9 protein-coding genes are annotated in these 17,167 nt (G+C 58.5%); 1 reads left to right on the top strand and 8 read right to left on the bottom strand.

What is annotated here, in order from left to right; translation table 11 throughout:
* Nucleotides 1-63: 63 nt before the first annotated feature.
* From H8B15_RS03680 to uxuA, 7 genes are all read right to left on the bottom strand, one after another.
* Entirely contained in the window at nucleotides 64-2,259 is a 2,196-nt protein-coding gene (locus H8B15_RS03680) for a glycoside hydrolase family 3 N-terminal domain-containing protein (RefSeq protein WP_187318310.1), read from the bottom strand.
* Nucleotides 2,249-4,198, bottom strand: a complete 1,950-nt coding sequence (locus tag H8B15_RS03675; RefSeq protein ID WP_187318309.1) for a sialate O-acetylesterase — start codon at nucleotides 4,196-4,198, stop codon at nucleotides 2,249-2,251. The genes H8B15_RS03680 and H8B15_RS03675 overlap by 11 nt, the downstream gene beginning before the upstream one ends.
* A gap of 233 nt (nucleotides 4,199-4,431) precedes the next feature.
* Nucleotides 4,432-6,345, bottom strand: a complete 1,914-nt coding sequence (locus tag H8B15_RS03670; RefSeq protein WP_246455299.1) for a RagB/SusD family nutrient uptake outer membrane protein — start codon at nucleotides 6,343-6,345, stop codon at nucleotides 4,432-4,434.
* Nucleotides 6,346-6,404: 59 nt separating this feature from the next.
* Nucleotides 6,405-9,533 carry a SusC/RagA family TonB-linked outer membrane protein gene (locus H8B15_RS03665; protein WP_187318307.1) on the bottom strand — a complete coding sequence of 1,043 codons (3,129 nt, stop codon included), beginning with the start codon at nucleotides 9,531-9,533 and terminating at the stop codon, nucleotides 6,405-6,407.
* A gap of 30 nt (nucleotides 9,534-9,563) precedes the next feature.
* Nucleotides 9,564-10,382 carry an SDR family NAD(P)-dependent oxidoreductase gene (locus H8B15_RS03660; protein ID WP_187318306.1) on the bottom strand — a complete coding sequence of 273 codons (819 nt, stop codon included), beginning with the start codon at nucleotides 10,380-10,382 and terminating at the stop codon, nucleotides 9,564-9,566.
* Between the two features lie 43 nt (nucleotides 10,383-10,425).
* Nucleotides 10,426-12,528 carry an alpha-glucuronidase family glycosyl hydrolase gene (locus H8B15_RS03655; RefSeq protein ID WP_187318305.1) on the bottom strand — a complete coding sequence of 701 codons (2,103 nt, stop codon included), beginning with the start codon at nucleotides 12,526-12,528 and terminating at the stop codon, nucleotides 10,426-10,428.
* Nucleotides 12,529-12,607: 79 nt separating this feature from the next.
* Complete coding sequence (uxuA, locus tag H8B15_RS03650) at nucleotides 12,608-13,858, bottom strand: mannonate dehydratase (protein WP_187318304.1); 1,251 nt, start codon at nucleotides 13,856-13,858, stop codon at nucleotides 12,608-12,610.
* Between the two features lie 325 nt (nucleotides 13,859-14,183).
* Between uxuA and H8B15_RS03645 the strand changes: the two genes are divergently transcribed.
* Nucleotides 14,184-15,344, top strand: a complete 1,161-nt coding sequence (locus H8B15_RS03645; RefSeq protein ID WP_187318303.1) for a LacI family DNA-binding transcriptional regulator — start codon at nucleotides 14,184-14,186, stop codon at nucleotides 15,342-15,344.
* A 185-nt stretch (nucleotides 15,345-15,529) separates the two neighbouring features.
* On the opposite strand, the gene H8B15_RS03640 is transcribed toward H8B15_RS03645, so the two are convergent.
* Nucleotides 15,530-16,999: a TolC family protein gene (locus H8B15_RS03640; RefSeq protein ID WP_187318302.1), complete on the bottom strand. Its 1,470-nt coding sequence runs from the start codon at nucleotides 16,997-16,999 to the stop codon at nucleotides 15,530-15,532.
* Nucleotides 17,000-17,167 lie beyond the last annotated feature (168 nt).

Genomic DNA, 17,167 nt, shown 5'->3' with positions numbered 1-17,167 from the left:
TTCATCCTGGGCATCTGCCCGCAACACACTCTACCAGACCACGGACACAATCTGGCTGGCCTTCTACCGAATGGCGACGGTAGCCACCGCCGGGGCGCTGGCGCCCAGCGCCTGACTGCGCTTGCCGGGTAGGGCACCGCCCACCGAAACGGTAACCGGCCCGCTGGCGGCCACCGTTTTGCCCTGGGCATCAATTAGCGCCAGTTGCTCGGGCGTGAGCGTAAACTTCACGGTAGTGCTAGCCCCTGGCTCCAGCCGCACGCGGCGGAAGTTCTTGAGCGCGAACAACGGCACCTGCTGGCCGGCGCGGGGCGCGTGCGTTACGTAGAGCTGCACCACTTCCTCGCCGGCCATCTTGCCGGTGTTGCGCACGGTAGCTTCCACTTCCACCGGCTTATTTTTGGCCACCTTCTTGGGCAACTTCAACCCGCCGTACTCGAACTTAGCGTAGCTCAGCCCAAAGCCGAAGGGGTAGAGCGGTTCCTGGGTCATGTAGCGGTAGGTGCGGCCTTGCATGGCGTAGTTTTCATAGGCCGGCAGCTGGTCCAGGGACTTGGGGAAGGTAATGGGCAGCTTGCCCGAGGGCGCCACCTTGCCAAATACCACGTCGGCAATGGCGTTGCCGCCTTCCTGACCGGGGTACCAGGCCAGCACCACGGCATCAGCCAGCTCGTGCACTTCGGCCAGGTTCATGGGCGAGCCGCCCGTGACGATGGCAATAAGGGGCTTATCGTTGTTTTTGCGCAGGCCGCGCAGGAAGTCAATCTGGTTTTTGGGTAGGTTGTAGTCGAGCCGGTCGCCGAACGAGGGCGAGGCAATGGATTCGCCCTCCTCCCCTTCCAGCAACCCATTGATACCCAGCACCACAAACGTAGCATCTACGGTGCGGGCCGTGCCGCTCACCCAGTCCACGCCGTTTTGGTTGGGGCGGTCTAGTAGGGCGCCGGGGCGGTACTGCATCTGGCTGGCGGGGCTCACACCGGCCACCAAGCCTTCCAGAATGGTGCTCATGGAGGGGTTCACGCCGTAGTAATTGCCCAGCAGCGCGTCTAGGTTGGCGGCGTTGGGGCCGGTCACGAAGTACTTGGCCAGGTCGTTGCGCAGAGGCAGCACGCCGTTGTTTTTCAGCAGCACAATCGACTTTTGGGCCGCCTCGCGGGCCAGAGCGCGGTGCTTGTCGCTGTTGATGGTTTCGGCGCCTAGCTTGTCGTAGGGGCTACTACCCTGCGGATCGAACAAGCCTAGCTTGAAGCGGGTGCGCAGCAAAATAGCCAGGGAGCTATCCATTTTTGCTTCGGTGGTGAGACCTTTTTGCACGGCTTCGGGCAGGGAGGGGTACACGCTGCCGCAGTTCAGGTTCACGCCCCGCTCCAAGGCCAGGGCGGCGGCCTCGGCGGGCGTTTTCACCACTTTGTGCCCTTGATAAAAGTCTACCAGCGCCCAGCAGTCGCTCACCAAGTGTCCCTTAAATTTCCATTGGCCGCGCAGCACATCTTGCAGCAGGTAGCTATTGCCGCAGCATGGTTCGCCGTTGGTGGCATTGTAGGCGCACATTACGGCTTCTACTTTGGCATTCACCAGCTGATGAAACGCGGGCAGGTAGGTTTCCCACAAATCCTGGGGCGAGGCCTGGGCGTTGAACTCGTGGCGTAGCTTCTCGGGGCCGCTGTGCACGGCAAAGTGCTTGGCGCAAGCAGCGGTTTTGAGGTAGCGCGGATCGTTGCCCTGCAAGCCCTGCACAAAGGCCACGCCCAGGCGGCCGGTCAGGGTAGGGTCTTCGCCGTAGGTTTCCTGTCCCCTACCCCAGCGCGGGTCGCGAAAGATGTTGATGTTGGGCGTCCAGAACGTGAGGCCGCTATACTGCTGGCGGTAGCCCTTGGCCACGGCCACGTTGTACATGGCCCGTGCTTCGTCGGATATGGCCGTGGATACGCGCTGAGCCAGGTCCTCATCGAAGGTAGCGCCCAGTCCGATAGCCTGCGGAAATACGGTGGCCGCGCCGGCCCGCCCTACCCCGTGCAGGGCCTCGTTCCACCAGTTATACGCCGGGATGTTCAGCCGCTCAATGGCCTTGCTGTTATACATCATCTGGTCGGCCTTCTCTTCCAGCGTGAGCTTGCTGATCAGGTCGTTGACGCGGGCGTTCAGCGGCTGCTTGGGGTCGAGGTAGAGGGCCGTAGCCGACTGCTGGGCCTGGGCACTGAGGCTCAGGCCTGCCAGCAACAGACTCGCTAGAAAGCGTTTGGAATTAGAAATCATCGGTGCGGAATGTGGAAGCGGGAAGGCCTTCTTTGTTGGCTAGGTTGGCGTTTTCGGGATTGTCGGCCCAGGCGTAGCGCACGGCCACGGGGTCTTTTACCTGGTCGCTCCACACCACTACTTTATTGCCTTCGATGCGAGCCTGCGCCCAGTGAAACTTGTGGTCGGTTCCGGCCACGGCAAAGCCCTCCAACGGCCCCTTACCTTGGGTTACCAAGCCGCTGCCTACTCCCGAAAACGTGAGGGTAGCCTTATTGCCGTTCTTTTGCATCGACTGGTAGAGGGGCCCCGAGGCCACCACGTTCTTCTCGCCGTAGGCTACTTTCTGGGCGGCCAGGGCCAGGCGGTGCCCCACAGGCTGCTTGGTGACGGGGTGAATGTCGTTCCACTCGCCCAGGCCCAGCGTTACGGCCATGCCCGTGTTGGGCACTGCCAGCAGGCGGCGCTGAATATCACGAATCATGGCCCAGCCGCTCTCACCGGGCTCCTTTCTGGCGGCATTAAAGTTGGGCAGCTGCACGAAGAGGAAGGGTAGGTTGGGCTGTTGCAAGTGCTGACGCCAGTCGGCAATCAGGCTGGTCATCAGCGCTTGGTAGTCCTGCGTACGGCCGGCATTCGACTCGCCCTGGTACCACAGAATGCCTTTGATGGCGTAGGGCGTTACGGGGGCAATCATGCCGTTGTACAACCCGCCGGGCTGGTACTGAAAGGCGGTGCCACCGGGCGCGGGCGACATGGTAGCGCCTACCTTGTACTGCCAGGGGCCGCGCAAATCCAGCGTCTGGCCGCCAGCCATCAAGCGGTACTCCTTGTCGAGGGTGAAGCCTCCGCGCCCGCCATTGCTGACCAAGCGCACCACCACCGTGTTCTTACCCGGCTTCAGCACACCCGGCCCAAAATCGTACTTGCGGGGCGGGTACTGGTAGCCGGTAGTGCCCACCAGCTGCCCGTTGATATAGGTGGAGTCGGCATCAACCAGCGTGCCCAGCTCCAGGCGGGCGGGCTTGCCTACCATGCTGGCCGGCACCTCCACTTCCTTCCGGAACCACAGCACGCCGTTCACGGGGCCGAGTGGGGTTTGGCTGGCCCAGTAGCCGGGCACGTTCATAGTGGCCCAATCGGTGGCCTTATAGTTGGGGTCCGACCATTTGGTTTGGCCGGGGGCTTCGCCCTGGTCGGCTCTGTAGAGGCGCTGCTGCCAGTCGCGGCCGGCGGCCTGGTCGCGCTGCTGGGTGCTGGCTACCAGGGTACTATCCTTGTATTTCTCGGCAGCTTGTTGGTAAGTAGGGAATTGCTTGAGGGCGTCGGCGCTCAGCCAAGCTTCGGCCGGCGAGCCACCCACCGCATCCTTGATAATGCCAATGGGCACCTTGTACTTGGCGTAGAGGTCCTTGGCAAAGAAGTAGGCCACGGCCGAGTAGTCGCCAATGGTTTGCGGCGTTACGGGCACCCAGCTGCCGCCTTTCAGGTCGGCCTTGGGGCCGGTGAAAGCGTAGCTCATCGGCACGTTGAACTGGCGGATGCGCGGGTTGTTGGCGGTGGCTACCTCCTCGGGGTACTTGTCGCGCACGCGGGTCATAGTAGTTTCCATGTTCGACTGCCCCGAGCACAGCCACACGTCCCCAACCAGAATATCGCTTACTTTCAGCTGGTTGCTAGCCGTCAGGGTCATATCGTAAGGGCCACCGGCTTTCATAGCGGGTAGGCTCACGCGCCATTGCCCTTGCGTATCGGCAGTGGCGCGGTAGGTTTTACCCTGAAACGTGATGGTGACCTTCTCCCCTACTGCGGCCCAGCCCCAGATGGTAACGGGCTTCTCGCGCTGCAACACCATGCCATTACTCACGAGCTTCGGCAGGCGAATCTGGCTGAATGCCGCCGGGGCGGGCAGCACGCAGGTGCAGGAAAACAATACTACTACTCTTAGAAAGGGATTCATGCGTCAGTATTTGAATGCGCTTGCTCGCGGTCAATCCGTAGCTGCCAGGAAGGCCCGCAGCAGCTGATAGTCTCAATACCTACTAAAAGGCGGGCTCACGCTTCCTCACACGTACCAGCGACTTGCCGTTCGTGCTGCTATACAGTTTGCTTTCCCTCTGCGCACACAATGCCGCAGAGGAAAAAAAGAAAAGATTGGCTGCCCAATACGGGCAGCCAATCTTTTGCATCAGCCTATTGGTAGCTGGGGTTTTGGTAAGTGGCCTTCACCTCTGCTGGTACGTCCAAGGCATCCAGCTGCCCCTGCGGAATGGGGCGCAGGTAGTGGTAGGGTTGGATAGTCCGCGTGACGGTAGCGGGCGTATGGTCGCCGTAGTTGTTGCCCGCAATACGGTAGGTGCCAGCCAGCTCGTTCCATTTCTGGGTGCGCACCAGATCAAACCAACGGTAGCCTTCGCCATAGTACTCGCGTGAACGCTCGGCCAGGATGTAGTTGATATCTATCGTGTTTGGAGTAGCTGCTACCATGGCAGCACTGTTGTCCTGCACTTTCGCCACGTTGCCGTTGTTGTCGAAACGCCACTTGCCGGCCCGGGCCCGAATCACGTTGATCAGTTCGCGGGCACTCTTGCCCGTTTTAGGAGTTGCCCCTTTTACGGCTGCTTCTGCCGCTACAAAGTATAGCTCCGAGAACTTGGCGATGTTGAACGGACGCGTGCTGGCGGCATTGGGTTGTCCTAAGCCCGTACCGTTATCCGTGCGGTAAGGACCAAGCTTCCACAGACCTGGATAAACAATTCGGCTGATGCCATTTGGTGCAATCACCCAATCGGCGCGGCCAGGTAGTACGCCGGCGCCTACCCCGCTGCCACCAGCCCCGCTGGGGTAGGTGATAGCAGTAGCCGGATCGGTGTTCAGGAACGTCAGGACGGCATCGCCCTGGCTTACCGGCAGCTTATTGGCGTTATACAAAGTCGTTTCCGGAACACCCGTTCCTTTCAGCCAGTTGCCACGGTATACTGTCGTAAACGTACCATCGTAGCGCGAATCGTTGGTTTTGTCGGCAAAGGTGGTGGCAACGGCGCCAATGGTAGGAGCCATCCGCACCCAAGGACGACCCAACGGCTGCACGGCTTCCCGCTGCACCGAAGAGGCATTGCCGGTACCGGTTCCATCGGCCGTTTTGAAGCTTCTGATGGCGGTGTAGTTCCAAGTCAGCATCCAGCCGGCAAAGTTATCAGGTGCCCCACCGCTACCAAAGCTTAAACTGCTTCCGTTGTACTGCTCGCTAGTTTCGGTGTGGTCGGCGTACAACATCGTTTCCGCATTGCGGTCATTCGTGCCCACGTTCACGTCGTAGTACGTAGGCATCAAACGATATGGTCCTGGGTTATCAATACCCTCGGTGGCCACGTTGTATGCCTCCTGGTAATACCACTGGGCGTTTTTACCGTTCGGATCTACTCGCTGCGCGGCCGGATACGTTGGAATATTGTTCGGGTTTTCCAGCCACCAGGCATACGTCAGGTAGGCTTTGGCCAGGTACAGGCGGGCAACCGTTTTGGTTACGCCGCCCGTAACCCGCGGATTAGCTGGCAAATCAGCAATTGCCTTCAACAGATCCGGGAAAACTGCTTTGGTGTAGACTTCGGGTACCGTGTTGCGGACTGAAGTTCTAATCGGGTTGGTGTTGAACTCCAATTCTCCCGAACCTAAATCCAATGGCACCCCACCAAAGGTTTGGACCAATAGGAAGTAGTCGAAGGCCCGGAAGAACCGTGCCTCAGCCACCAAGGCCGGCGAGACGGTACCCACGGCGGTAGCATTCTGAATAATGCCACTAGCCGTATTGATGTTAGGAAATGCCGCATACCATACCCGGTCAGCGCGGCTGTTGTTGGCATTCAGCACCGCTCTGCCCGATAAGTCCATGGCCAGGAAGTTCTCATCGGCGCTTTGCCCGTAGGTTACTTCGTCCGTCCCGGTTTCGGTGGCGTTATAATAATAAGCATCCCCGTAGATGTAGCGTAGGTGAGCGTATAAGGATGTAACCCCTCCGCTAACGCCTCGTTCGGTTTGAAAGAAGCCCGGCTCGTAAAAACTTCTGGGCTGCTCATCCAGAAGATCATCACACCCGGTCGCAGACATCGATATTACGGCTGCGCCAATCAGAAATTTTATAGTAGAGCGTTTCATGTCTGATTTTCTTAGAAAGTAAGGTTAAGACCTGCGAGGTAGGTGCGGGTGGCAGGCGCGTTGGTACCCAAAGTCAGGATCCGGCTCAGGTTGCCACTGTAAGGCACGGCCGCATTCTGGTCGCCGAACGAGTTGGTTTCTGGATCCATGCCCGACTCGCGCTTATAAGGCGAGAAGAAAACAAATGGGTTCTGGGCCGTCACGTAAAAACGCATTCTGCTCACGCCCTTGTTTTGCAACCAGCTGATATTATCGAAGTTATAGCCGAGGGTGATGGTGCGAATCTTCATATATGAGGCATCGAAGTAGCCCAGCGTGCTGCCATACTTCGGGTTGTCGCCGCTTCTGGGACCAGCGGGATTGGGGTATTTGGCATCCGTATTTTCAGGCGTCCAGTAATCCACCTTCACGTTTCCGCGACGACCAGTCAGCATGTTCAGGTAACCCGCCGAGCCGTAAATGGTGCTGTTGAGCAGGCCACCGTTTTGGAAGGCAGCCACCGCGCTCAGATCAAAGCCTTTGTAGGCAACCCGGGTATTAAATCCTCCCTGGAATTTGGGGTTAGTATCCAGAATCTGCCGGTCGGCGGCACCAATGGCACGGGTAGGAGTACCATCCGCATTGTAGGTACCGGTGTATTTCACCTTAATCATCCCTGGGGCTCCGCCGGGCTCCAAAATGTCCCGATATGGGTCTTCTTGCTGCCAGAGCCCTACTTTCTCGTAGTCAAACACTACGTTGATTGGTTTACCTACAAACCACCAGTTTCCTTCGTCCCGGGTTTGCTCGCCGGCCAGCGACGTAATCTTGTTGCGGTTGGCGTACATGTTGAGGCCCGCTTCCCAAGTCCAGCCGTTAAGATTTTCCAGGATTACCCCGTTCAGCGAAAGCTCAATGCCTTTGTTTTGGGTAGAGCCCACGTTGGCCGTGTAGCTTCCTACGCCCGAAGTGGCCGGCAAGCCTACACTAAGCAACAGGTCTTCGGTTTTGGTGACATAGTACTCGACCGTACCGGAAAGACGGTTGTTCAGGACCGCAAAATCCACCCCGTAGTTCCAGGTTTTCGAGTATTCCCAGCCCAATCTTGAGTTAGGCAGCTGGGTCACAAACAGGCCAGTCTGGTAGTTAGTCGGGCCAAAGTTGTAGGGACGGGTCGTTAACCGGCCCAGGGTAGCGTACGGTGCAACCGCCTGGTTTGACGTGACGCCGTAGCCAGCCCGGAACTTCAGCAGGTTAATGGCCGTCACGTCCTGCATAAACGACTCGCGGGCCACGTTCCAGCCTACCGATACAGCAGGATAGGTATTCCATTGATAGCCCGGCGAGAGGCGCGAGGAGCCATCCGAACGAACCGTAGCCGACAGCAAATACCGGTCGTCGTAGGAGTACATCACGCGGCCCATGTAAGACAACAAACCAAATTTTTGGTACTGTTGGTCACCAGGATTTACCGTAATTAAATCGGGCGTCGTCAGCCCCAGGTTATAGAACTGGAAGGCGTCGGATGGAATATCCCGGGCATTAATCTGCGACCGGTTAAACACGTTATTAGAAGCCGAGTACAGCGCCACCGCGTTTATATTATGCTTGCCAGCAAAAGTGCGGTCGTAGGTCAGCAGGTTTTCGACGGTATAATCGGTCGTAACGGAGTTGCTAACCGAGGCCGTAGAAGGGTTCGTAGGGTTGTCGGATCCGATACCCTGCCCGGTATAAGAACCACCCTGACTCTGGCGGTAGTTCACGCCCAGATTGAGGCGGTACTTCAATCCTTCTACTCCCGGAATCTTAAACTCCCCGTAGATAGAGTTGTAGCTGGCCAGGCTTCGTGATTGGCTCAACCATCTATCCTGATTCGCCTCTACTACATCTTTGGTATACACCCATTGGTTGTCCTGTACCATGCTGATAACTCTTTTCAAAGAGCCGTCGGCATTGTATGGATTGGCAATGGGGGTTGAAGCCAACGTGCCGTATATACCTACGTTGGAGCCTTCCGTTAAGCTATAGCTATTGTTTACTGTGAAACCCAACCGCACATACTTGCCCACGCCCTGGTCCAGTCCTCCGCGCACGGTATAGCGGGTATACTGCTGGGTAGGAATTACGCCTTCTTCTTGATAATAGCCCGCGTTGAAGTTGTACCGCCCGTTCTGGGTACCGCCGGAAATCCCCACGTTCTGGTTGATCTGCATCCCAGTCCGGTAGAGCTTGTCCTGCCAGTCGGTATTTACGTCAGCCGCCTCATCTAAGCCGTACTGCACAACGCCAGTGGTGGGGTTGGAGTACAGGCCCGCGGCCCGACGAAGCTCAACAAACTCGGGCCCACTCATCATGGGGTATTTGGCGAACAGTGTTTTCGCGCCCACAAATCCATCGTACACTACCTGCGGCTTCTGCCCAACTTTGCCCCGCTTGGTGGTTACGAGCACCACGCCGTTGGCGCCACGCGAGCCGTAGATAGCGGTGGCTGAGGCATCTTTCAGAATGTCAACGCTCTGGATATCGTTGGGGTTGATGTCGCCGATAGAGCCCGGGAATGGGATGCCGTCCAGTACGATCAGCGGATCATTACTAGCCGTAAGGGAGCGTACGCCCCGGATGCGAATCTGCGTGGCAGCGCCCGGCTGCGAGGAGGTTTGCGAGAATTGCACACCCGGTAACCGGCCTTGCAGAGCCTGTGAAATGTTAGCCGAGGGCACTTCGCGGAGGTTTTCGCCGCTGATAGAAGCCACCGAACCCGTTACGGCTTCTGCACGCTGGGTGCCATATCCCACCACGACTACCTCATCCAACGCCTTGGTATCAGAAGCCAGCTTGATGTTCACAGTGGCACCCGAAACAACTGCTTCCTGGCTTACATAACCGATAGCACTAAAAACCAGCGTGCTTCCGGCAGGAACCGACAGCGTAAACTCGCCGCTGCTATTGGTGGAGACGCCATTGGTAGTACCTTTTTGCAGAACCGTAACGCCGGGAATCCCTTCGTTGCTATCCGCCCCGACAACCTGGCCGGAAACTGTTTGTGAGGCTTGCGCCATCACCTGCGCAGTCGGTAGAAACAGACTAACAGTTGGTAGTCCTACGGCCGCAAACAGCGGCAAACTCAGGCCTAAGACCGTTTTTCGTAATGGTGAATGCATGATGGTAGGAATTTGGGGAAACATTAAAAACTAGAATCCAATAGAGTTGCCACCATCCACGGGCAGGGAGGCGCCGGTGATGTAGCGGGCCGCGTCGGAAGCCAGGAACACGGCGGCGTGGCCGATGTCCTCGGGCTGGCCGAACTTGCCCATGGGTGTGCGGCGCATGGCCCGGTCGCGGCGGTCGGGGTCGTTGTTCATGGCGGTGCGGCTCATGGCCGTTTCGATGAAGCCGGGAGCAATGGCATTCACGCGCACTCCGGCGCCCGAAAATTCCGAGGCCAGCACCTTCACCATGCCTTCCAGCCCGGCCTTGGAGGCCGCGTAGGCGGCTACCCGGTCAATACCGTAATAGGCGGCCATCGACGAAATCATCAGAATCACGCCGCGCTGGCGGGCCATCATGCGCTGGGCGCACACGCGGGTGAGGGCAAACACCGCGTTCAGGTTGGTGTGCACGATGCGGTCAAACTCCTCGTCGGTGACTTCCAGCGCCGGCTTTTTCATGTTGATGCCGGCGTTGTTGACGAGGATATCCAGCGGGCCGTGGGTGGTTTCAATCTGTTCTACCAGCTCCTCCAGCGAGGCCCGCTCGGTCACGTCGTTCACCAGGTAGGCAGCCCGCTCGCCCAGATCGGCTACGGCCTCTTTCAAAACCTCCTCTCGCCGGCCGGTAATCACCACTGACGCGCCCGCCGTGAGCATGCATCGAGCTATTTCCAGCCCAATACCGCTGCCACCACCTGTAATTAGGGCCAGGTGGCCTTCTAGGGAAAAAACGTTGTGCGGCTGCGCTGTCGGCGCCGGGTGCGACGCGTGGCCATTAGAAACCGGAGAAACCAAATGCATATTCATGTACCAAGAAGCGAGACAGTTGATAATGAGAGAAATACTAGCGGAGTTGATAAGTATCGACTTGCTCTTTGATGTCGGCCAGGGTGCGGGTAGGCGGCGATAAGCCGGGTGGCAGGGGCCGGCGTGCCACGGACTGGAAGTAGAGCACGCAGGCATCGCGCCACCATAGGGCTTCGCGTTGCTGCACGTTTAAGCGAGCCGTCACATCGGCGTGCAAGGCGGGGTCCACGGCGGGCTGCACTTGCGCCCACTGTTTCTGCATCCACTGCACCGAGTCGGCGCCGGTGTAGTAGCGGGTAGTCAGCTCGTTCCAGAGCGTGCGGCCGGTGCTCAGCTTATAGTCCCAGGGCACGTGATGAAACCAAAGCAAGTAGTTGAGCGGGCAGCTAGCCAGCGTGCCCCACTGCTGCTGCACGGGTGGGTAATACAGGCTGAGCGCATTGCTACCCTGCGCAGTACGGTCGAAGCCCAGGCCCTCGGCGTCGGCGCGGTGGTAGTACACGGCGGTCCAGTCGGGGCGGGCGCTCTTGGCCAGCCAGGGCTCGGGGCCGTAGTGCAGGGTCTGGCCCATGATGTGGTGCAAGCCCAGAGGCATAGTGTAGCGCACATAGATGCTACGCGACTGCTCCAGCAACTCTACAATAGTAGCGGCGGCTTTGGGTTCTTGGGTCAGCGTCATCTGCGTCCATTCCTGCGCAATAGCCTTGGCGGTCAGCGTGTGGTCCCAGGCCAGACGTCCGAAGGCGTACCAGTTGGCCTGCCCCATGGGGTGTCCCGTCCAGTTGCGGTCGGCGCCGATGTTGGCTACGCCGGCAATGCCGCTGATGCGGTGTTGGTCGAGGCTGCCATCTACTACCTTGGCCACCGTCGAGCCCTGCCCTTTCGCGTAGGTATCGGCTTCGAGGCATTCTTTAATCAGCGGCGCCAGGTAGACCAGGTGGGTCGCAAAACCGAGGTATTCCTGCGTCAGCTGCACTTCCAGCACCAGCGGGGTGCGGGGCATCTTGCCAAACAGCGGGTGAAACGGCTCCCGTGCCTGAAAATCAATCGGCCCGTTTTTCACCTGCACCAGCACCTTGGGGTTGAACTGCCCATCCAGGGGCTGAAATTCCTGGTAGGCCTCTTTGAACCGGTCGCCGCTGCCGTCGGCCTTATACACAAAAGCCCGCCACATCACAATGCCATCGTGTTGGCCCAGGGCTTCGGCCAGCATGTTGGCGCCTTGGGCGTGGGTACGGACGTAGTCCTGCGGGCCTGGTTCGCCCTCCGAATTCGCCTTCACTACAAAGCCTCCAAAGTCGGGTACGGCCCGGTATATTTCGTCCATTTTAGCCGCCCACCAGCGCTTCACCTGGGGGTCCAACGGATCAGAGGTAGGGAGACCACCCAGTACTTTGGGCGCCGCCCAAAACACCGACAAATACACCCGAATGCCGTAGGGGCGCATTACGCCGGCCAAGGCGGCTACTTTACGCAGGTACTCGGCCGTAAGCAGGCGAGGGCTGGCATTCACGTTGTTGAGTACTACCCCATTGATGCCAATAGAAGCATTGGCACGGGCGTAGTCCTGGTAGCGCGGGTCGAGCACTTCGGGCAGCTCCTGCCACTTCCAGATGCTGGAGCCCGCGTAGCCGCGCTCCACGGTGCCGTTGGGGTTGTCCCAATGGTTGAGCAGGCGATATTGAATTTTCGGCTGGCTACTCAGGTTGATATTTGCCAGCGACTGACTGGTTTGCAGGTGGCGCAGCAACGCAAAGCCACCGTAGAGCACACCCGCGTCGGTAGCACCACTGATGCGGATATTGCCATCCTGCATGGCTACCCGGTAGCCCTCACGGCCCAAGGCGGGGTCAGCGGCTACAGCCAGCACAATACCGCCTTTGCCACGGGCCTCCCCTCCTACCGGTACCGCCTGCCCCAGCAGCGCTTGCAAACCTGTTTGCAGCTCGTGGGCAGCGGTTTGCAAGGTAGGCGATGCATTAGCCGGCACGGCAATGAACCGTGTACTACGCAACGCTGCCTTGCGCTGGCTGGTCTCCGGCAACTGATCGTACTTCAGCCACAGCCGGTAGCCATCGTCGGCGATGCCGCGGTGGGCTAGTAGGCTTAGGAACAGTAGCAGAAGGTAGCGGTGCAGCATAGAGGAAGTGAGGCAACCAGCCGTTCGGCCAGCAATTCTTGTGTTTTACTTTCTGTTAATCAACTATTTACTTATCAGCTTAGCGCTCCATGGCGTAAGATGATGTTGTAGCAGATTGCTCCCCAGATGCCTGGTCCAGTAGGCCACGGCGGATGCCTAGTTCCAGCCCACGTAGCTCGGCTAAGCCACGCAAACGGCCAATGGCTGAGTAGCCAGGGTAGGTGCGCTTTTCCAGGTCGTCGAGCATCTGGTGGCCGTGGTCGGGGCGCATGGGCAGGGTAATCTTTTCTTCACCGGCAGCTTCGCGGCGCAGTTCCTCCTCTACTAAAGCCCGCACCACGGCGTACATATCCACGTCGCCGGTGAGGTGGTCGGCTTCGTGGAAGTTGCGTGGGTTTTCCTCGCGTTTGGTGGAGCGTAGGTGCACAAAGTGGATGCGGTGGCCCAGGCGCTGCACCATGCCGGGCAGGTCGTTGTCGGTGCGCACGCCCAACGAACCGGTGCAAAACGTAATGCCGTTGGCGGGCACGTCGCAGGCGGCCAGCAGGGCCGTAAGGTCGGCCTCGGTGCTCACCACGCGGGGTAGGCCCAGCAAGGGGTAGGGCGGGTCGTCGGGGTGGATGCACAGGCCAATGCCCAACTCCTCGGCCACGGGAGCCACGGCCCGCACGAAGTAGTGCAGGTTCTCGCGCAGCGCAGTCGCGTCGATGGCAGCGTATTCGTTCAGTAAGGATTGAAACTGGTGCAGTTCAAACGCTTCTTCCGAGCCAGGCAGGCCCAGCAGTACTACGTTGGTAAGCGTTTGTATTTCTTCCACCGACATGGTGGCAAATTGCTGGCGGGCGGCTTCGGCCACGGCAGGCTCATAGTCGGCCTCGGCACCGGAGCGGCGCAGAATGCATAGATCGAACAGAGCAAAGTCTTGCCACACAAAGCGCAGTGCACGCGAGCCATCAGGCATGGGGTAGCTCAGATTGGTGCGCGACCAGTCCAGCACGGGCATAAAATTGTAGCACACTGTGCGGATGCCGCAGGCCGCCAGGTTGCGCAACGATTCCTGATAGTTGGCAATGTACTGGTCGCGGGTAGGGCGGCCTTTCTTGATGTCCTCGTGCACGGGCAGACTTTCGACTACTGCCCAGTGCAGGGGAACCAGTTGGTCGTTGTCGGCTTCAATGAGTTGCTGACGCTCCTGAATAGCTGCCACGCTCCACACCGCGCCCACTGGCATTTGATGCAGTGCCGTAACCACTCCCGCGCAGCCTGCCTGCCGCAGGGTAGCCAACGAAACCGGATCTTGCGGACCGAACCAACGCATAGTTTGCAACATGACCTTATATTATTATAATACAATTCTTGGCCGTGAAACGACCATTTACATACCACTGAAGTCGTAAGCCGCTCTGATAGATTTGCGCCTCGATTTCTGTCGAAGTTAACTATACAATCGTCTCCGCAAACGTTACAGTAACTCGCTAAAAGGCCATATACAGAAATAAAAGTATCGTAAACGTTTTCGAAAACGGTTTCGATAGGTATTTTTTTCATTATTCCATCAAAAAAATATTTGTAGTTTATCTTTGAATAATGAAACGACTATTCCTATAGGTTTACTTGTTCAATAAGACTCTCTTCCTTTAAAATACCATTCAACTATGATGAAGTGCAGCAAATGCGGCCTAGCCGATTCTGTGATGCGAGCCGGATTTATCCGGGGCCGCCAGCGCTACTTCTGCAAGGCCTGCGACTACCACTTCACCGATGCCGCATCGGCTCCCCCTACCCCACCCCGCAAGCGCCACCAGACCACCATCAGTGACGTGGCCAAAGTGCTGGGCGTAGCGCCCTCCACCGTGTCGCGGGCTATGAATGGGCACACCGATATCAACGCCAACACGCGCCAAGCTATACTGGAGGTGGCCCGCCAACTTGATTATCAGCCCAACTTGCTGGCACAGAGCCTAAAAAGCAGCGAAACCAATACCATTGGTGTGGTAATACCCGATATTGAGCGGCCTTTTTTTGCTACGGCCGTCAGCGGTATTCAGCAAGTAGCGGCCGAGGCGGGCTACCGCGTGATGATCTGCCAGTCGAAGGAATCGTACCAAACGGAGGTGAGCAATGTGCAGGCGCTGGTGGCCAGCCGGGTAGATGGCCTGCTGATCTGCCACTCCCGCGAAACGGAAAACTTTGACCACGTAAAGCCTCCCGCCAGTCGGGGCATTCCGGTGGTGCATTTTGACAGAGTAAGCGACGAGATAAATAGCGCCAAGGTAATTCTGGACGATTGGCACGCCGCCTTTGTGCTCACGGAGCATTTGATTGAGCAGGGCTGCCAGCGGATAGCTATTCTGGCCGGGCCTCCTTCCCTGCTCATCAGCCAGCAACGGGAGGCGGGCTACCTCAGCGCCTTGCAAAAGCATGGCTTGCCGGTGCTGCCGGAGCTGCGGACGCACATCAACTTCCGGACAGAGGCGGCCGAAGCAGCCCTGGCTACCTGGCTGGCCCTACCCGAGCCACCAGATGCCATTTTCGCCATCAATTACACCAACGCTTTCGACCTGATTCTGGCCCTGAAACAGCGCAATCTGCGCGTACCGCAAGACGTGGCCATTGTAGGCTTCGGCGACGAGTTTCTGGCGGCCCTTATCGAGCCGGGGCTTACCACCATCGACCTACACCCCTACCGCATCGGGCAGCAAGCGGCTCGCCTGTTTCTGGAGCAGATGCAACAGAAAGAGAGCTTCCAACCCCGCACTTTCGTCATCGCCGGCGACTTGGTCGTGCGGCAGTCGTCGTTGAAGGGAAGTTGTTGAAGGGGTAAGAGGGGTGGGTAGGAAGGCGTGAGGTGGAAATATGTCATCCTGAGCGCAGCGAAGGACCTTATCACAGCAGAACGACTGACGTAGCAACGACTCGTTCAACTGGCATAAGGTCCTTCGCTGTGCTCAGGATGACAGAGGCCTTATTCACAACTTCACAAACTCACAACTTCACCACCTTACTCCCAACCGCCGCCGAGGGCGCGGTAGAGGTCGATGAGGAGGAGGAATTGCTCGCGACGGGTTTTGGTGATGTTTAGCTCCGCTTCTAATACGTTGCGCTGGGCCGTAATTACTTCGAGATAGGACGAGTAATTCACGCCGTAGAGGTCGTTGGAGATGTCGACGGCTTTGTTGAGGGCTTCCACTTCCTGCTGCTGCAGCTCGTACATGCGTTGGTAGTTCTCAATGCCTTTCAGGTTGGTAACTACCTCCTCGAAACCAGTTTGCACGGCTTTCTGGTATTCGTAGTAGGCCGTGCGCTGCTCGGCGGCACTGCGGGCATAATCGGCGCGCAGGGGGGCGCGGTTGACGAGGGGGCCCGTGAGGCCGCCCAGCAGGCCGTAGGCTAACGAGCTAGGATTCAGCAATACAGAGGTGCGGTAAGCATTGAAGCCTACATAGGGCGTGAGTACCAGTGAAGGTAGGAAAGCAGCACGGGCGGCGGCTACGTCGGCTTTGGCGGCTGTTAGCTCCAGCTCGGCCTGTTGCACGTCGGGGCGGCGCAGGAGCATGGTGGTGGGCACACCGGTGGCCACGCTGGCGGGTAGGGGCTGCACGCCAATGGGCTCGCCGCGGGTGATGGGCTGGGGGTAGCGCCCCAGCAAGCGATTCAGCTCATTCTCGGCAGCCACCACCCGCTGGCGGGCTTCGTATTGCAGGCTTTGGGTGCGCAAGAGTTGAGCAATAAACTGCTGCACAGCTAGTTCCGTAGCCCGTCCGCCGGCCTTTTGGATCTTCACAATCTCCACAGCGCGCTCCTGCAACGCCCGGTTTTTACCCAGCACCACCAGCTCGTTGTCGAGGGCCAGCAGGGTGTAGTAGAGGCGGGCTACCTCGGCTACCAGCGCCGTTTGCACAAACTGACGGCCTTTTTCGGTGGCCAACACGCGCAGGAAGGCGGCACGACGGCGGTTGCGTAGCTTGCCCCAGATATCCAGTTCCCAGGCACTTCTTAGGCCCAGAAAGAAATCGGGGGTAGGGTTCGGGATGAGGCGGCGGCCGTCGATATTCGGCGACAGATTGGTGTCGTAGTTGCCGGTGCCGTTGAGGGTATATTTGCCGTAGCGCTCTACCCCGGCCGAGGCCACGCCCGTGACGGCCGGTAGCATGGCACCGCGCGTAATAAACACGTTGGCACGGGCCGCCTCCACACGCTGCATGGCAATGCCCAGATCTGGATTAGAGCGAATAGCCGTATCGAGCAGCGCTACCAGGTTGGGGTCGGCAAAGAAGTGTTGCCACTGCTGATTGGCCATGCTCACCGTATCAGTGACGCTGGTAGTGTCCGTTACGGTGCCGAAGGTAGTAGGAATGGGAGTGGCGCGGGGCATCGTCACCGGGCCTACCGAGCGGCAGCTACCAGCTAGCAACAGGGCCAGACTAGCAGCTAGGGGTAGGAAACGGCGGGTCATAGAAGATGGGTTCATGCAGGTATGGAGGAGAGAAGGCAGCGGCAGCGAGTATATATTGGTTGTTTAAGAGCTAAGGCTAGAGAAGCTAGGAACTAGGTTAGTTCCCCTCCTTTTTTCAAGGAGGGGTGGCCGAAGGCTGGGGTGGTAAATCCGTCAGGAGGGTGCTAGAACTAGAAGCTAAAG

Origin of the sequence: Hymenobacter citatus, from assembly GCF_014333615.1 — a bacterium.
Taxonomy (GTDB): domain Bacteria; phylum Bacteroidota; class Bacteroidia; order Cytophagales; family Hymenobacteraceae; genus Hymenobacter; species Hymenobacter citatus.
The sequence above is the reverse complement of the archived record's forward strand: the minus strand, read 5'-3'. Positions and strand labels throughout refer to the sequence as shown.

Coding starts and splice junctions, on each gene's coding strand:
- H8B15_RS03645 (WP_187318303.1), top strand. CDS start 14,184: ATGATGAAGTGCAGCAAATGCGGCCTAGCCGATTCTGTGATGCGAGCC.
- H8B15_RS03660 (WP_187318306.1), bottom strand. CDS start 10,382: ATGCATTTGGTTTCTCCGGTTTCTAATGGCCACGCGTCGCACCCGGCG.
- H8B15_RS03670 (WP_246455299.1), bottom strand. CDS start 6,345: ATGTCTGCGACCGGGTGTGATGATCTTCTGGATGAGCAGCCCAGAAGT.
- H8B15_RS03680 (WP_187318310.1), bottom strand. CDS start 2,259: ATGATTTCTAATTCCAAACGCTTTCTAGCGAGTCTGTTGCTGGCAGGC.
- H8B15_RS03665 (WP_187318307.1), bottom strand. CDS start 9,533: ATGCATTCACCATTACGAAAAACGGTCTTAGGCCTGAGTTTGCCGCTG.
- H8B15_RS03640 (WP_187318302.1), bottom strand. CDS start 16,999: ATGAACCCATCTTCTATGACCCGCCGTTTCCTACCCCTAGCTGCTAGT.
- H8B15_RS03655 (WP_187318305.1), bottom strand. CDS start 12,528: ATGCTGCACCGCTACCTTCTGCTACTGTTCCTAAGCCTACTAGCCCAC.
- H8B15_RS03675 (WP_187318309.1), bottom strand. CDS start 4,198: ATGAATCCCTTTCTAAGAGTAGTAGTATTGTTTTCCTGCACCTGCGTG.
- uxuA (WP_187318304.1), bottom strand. CDS start 13,858: ATGTTGCAAACTATGCGTTGGTTCGGTCCGCAAGATCCGGTTTCGTTG.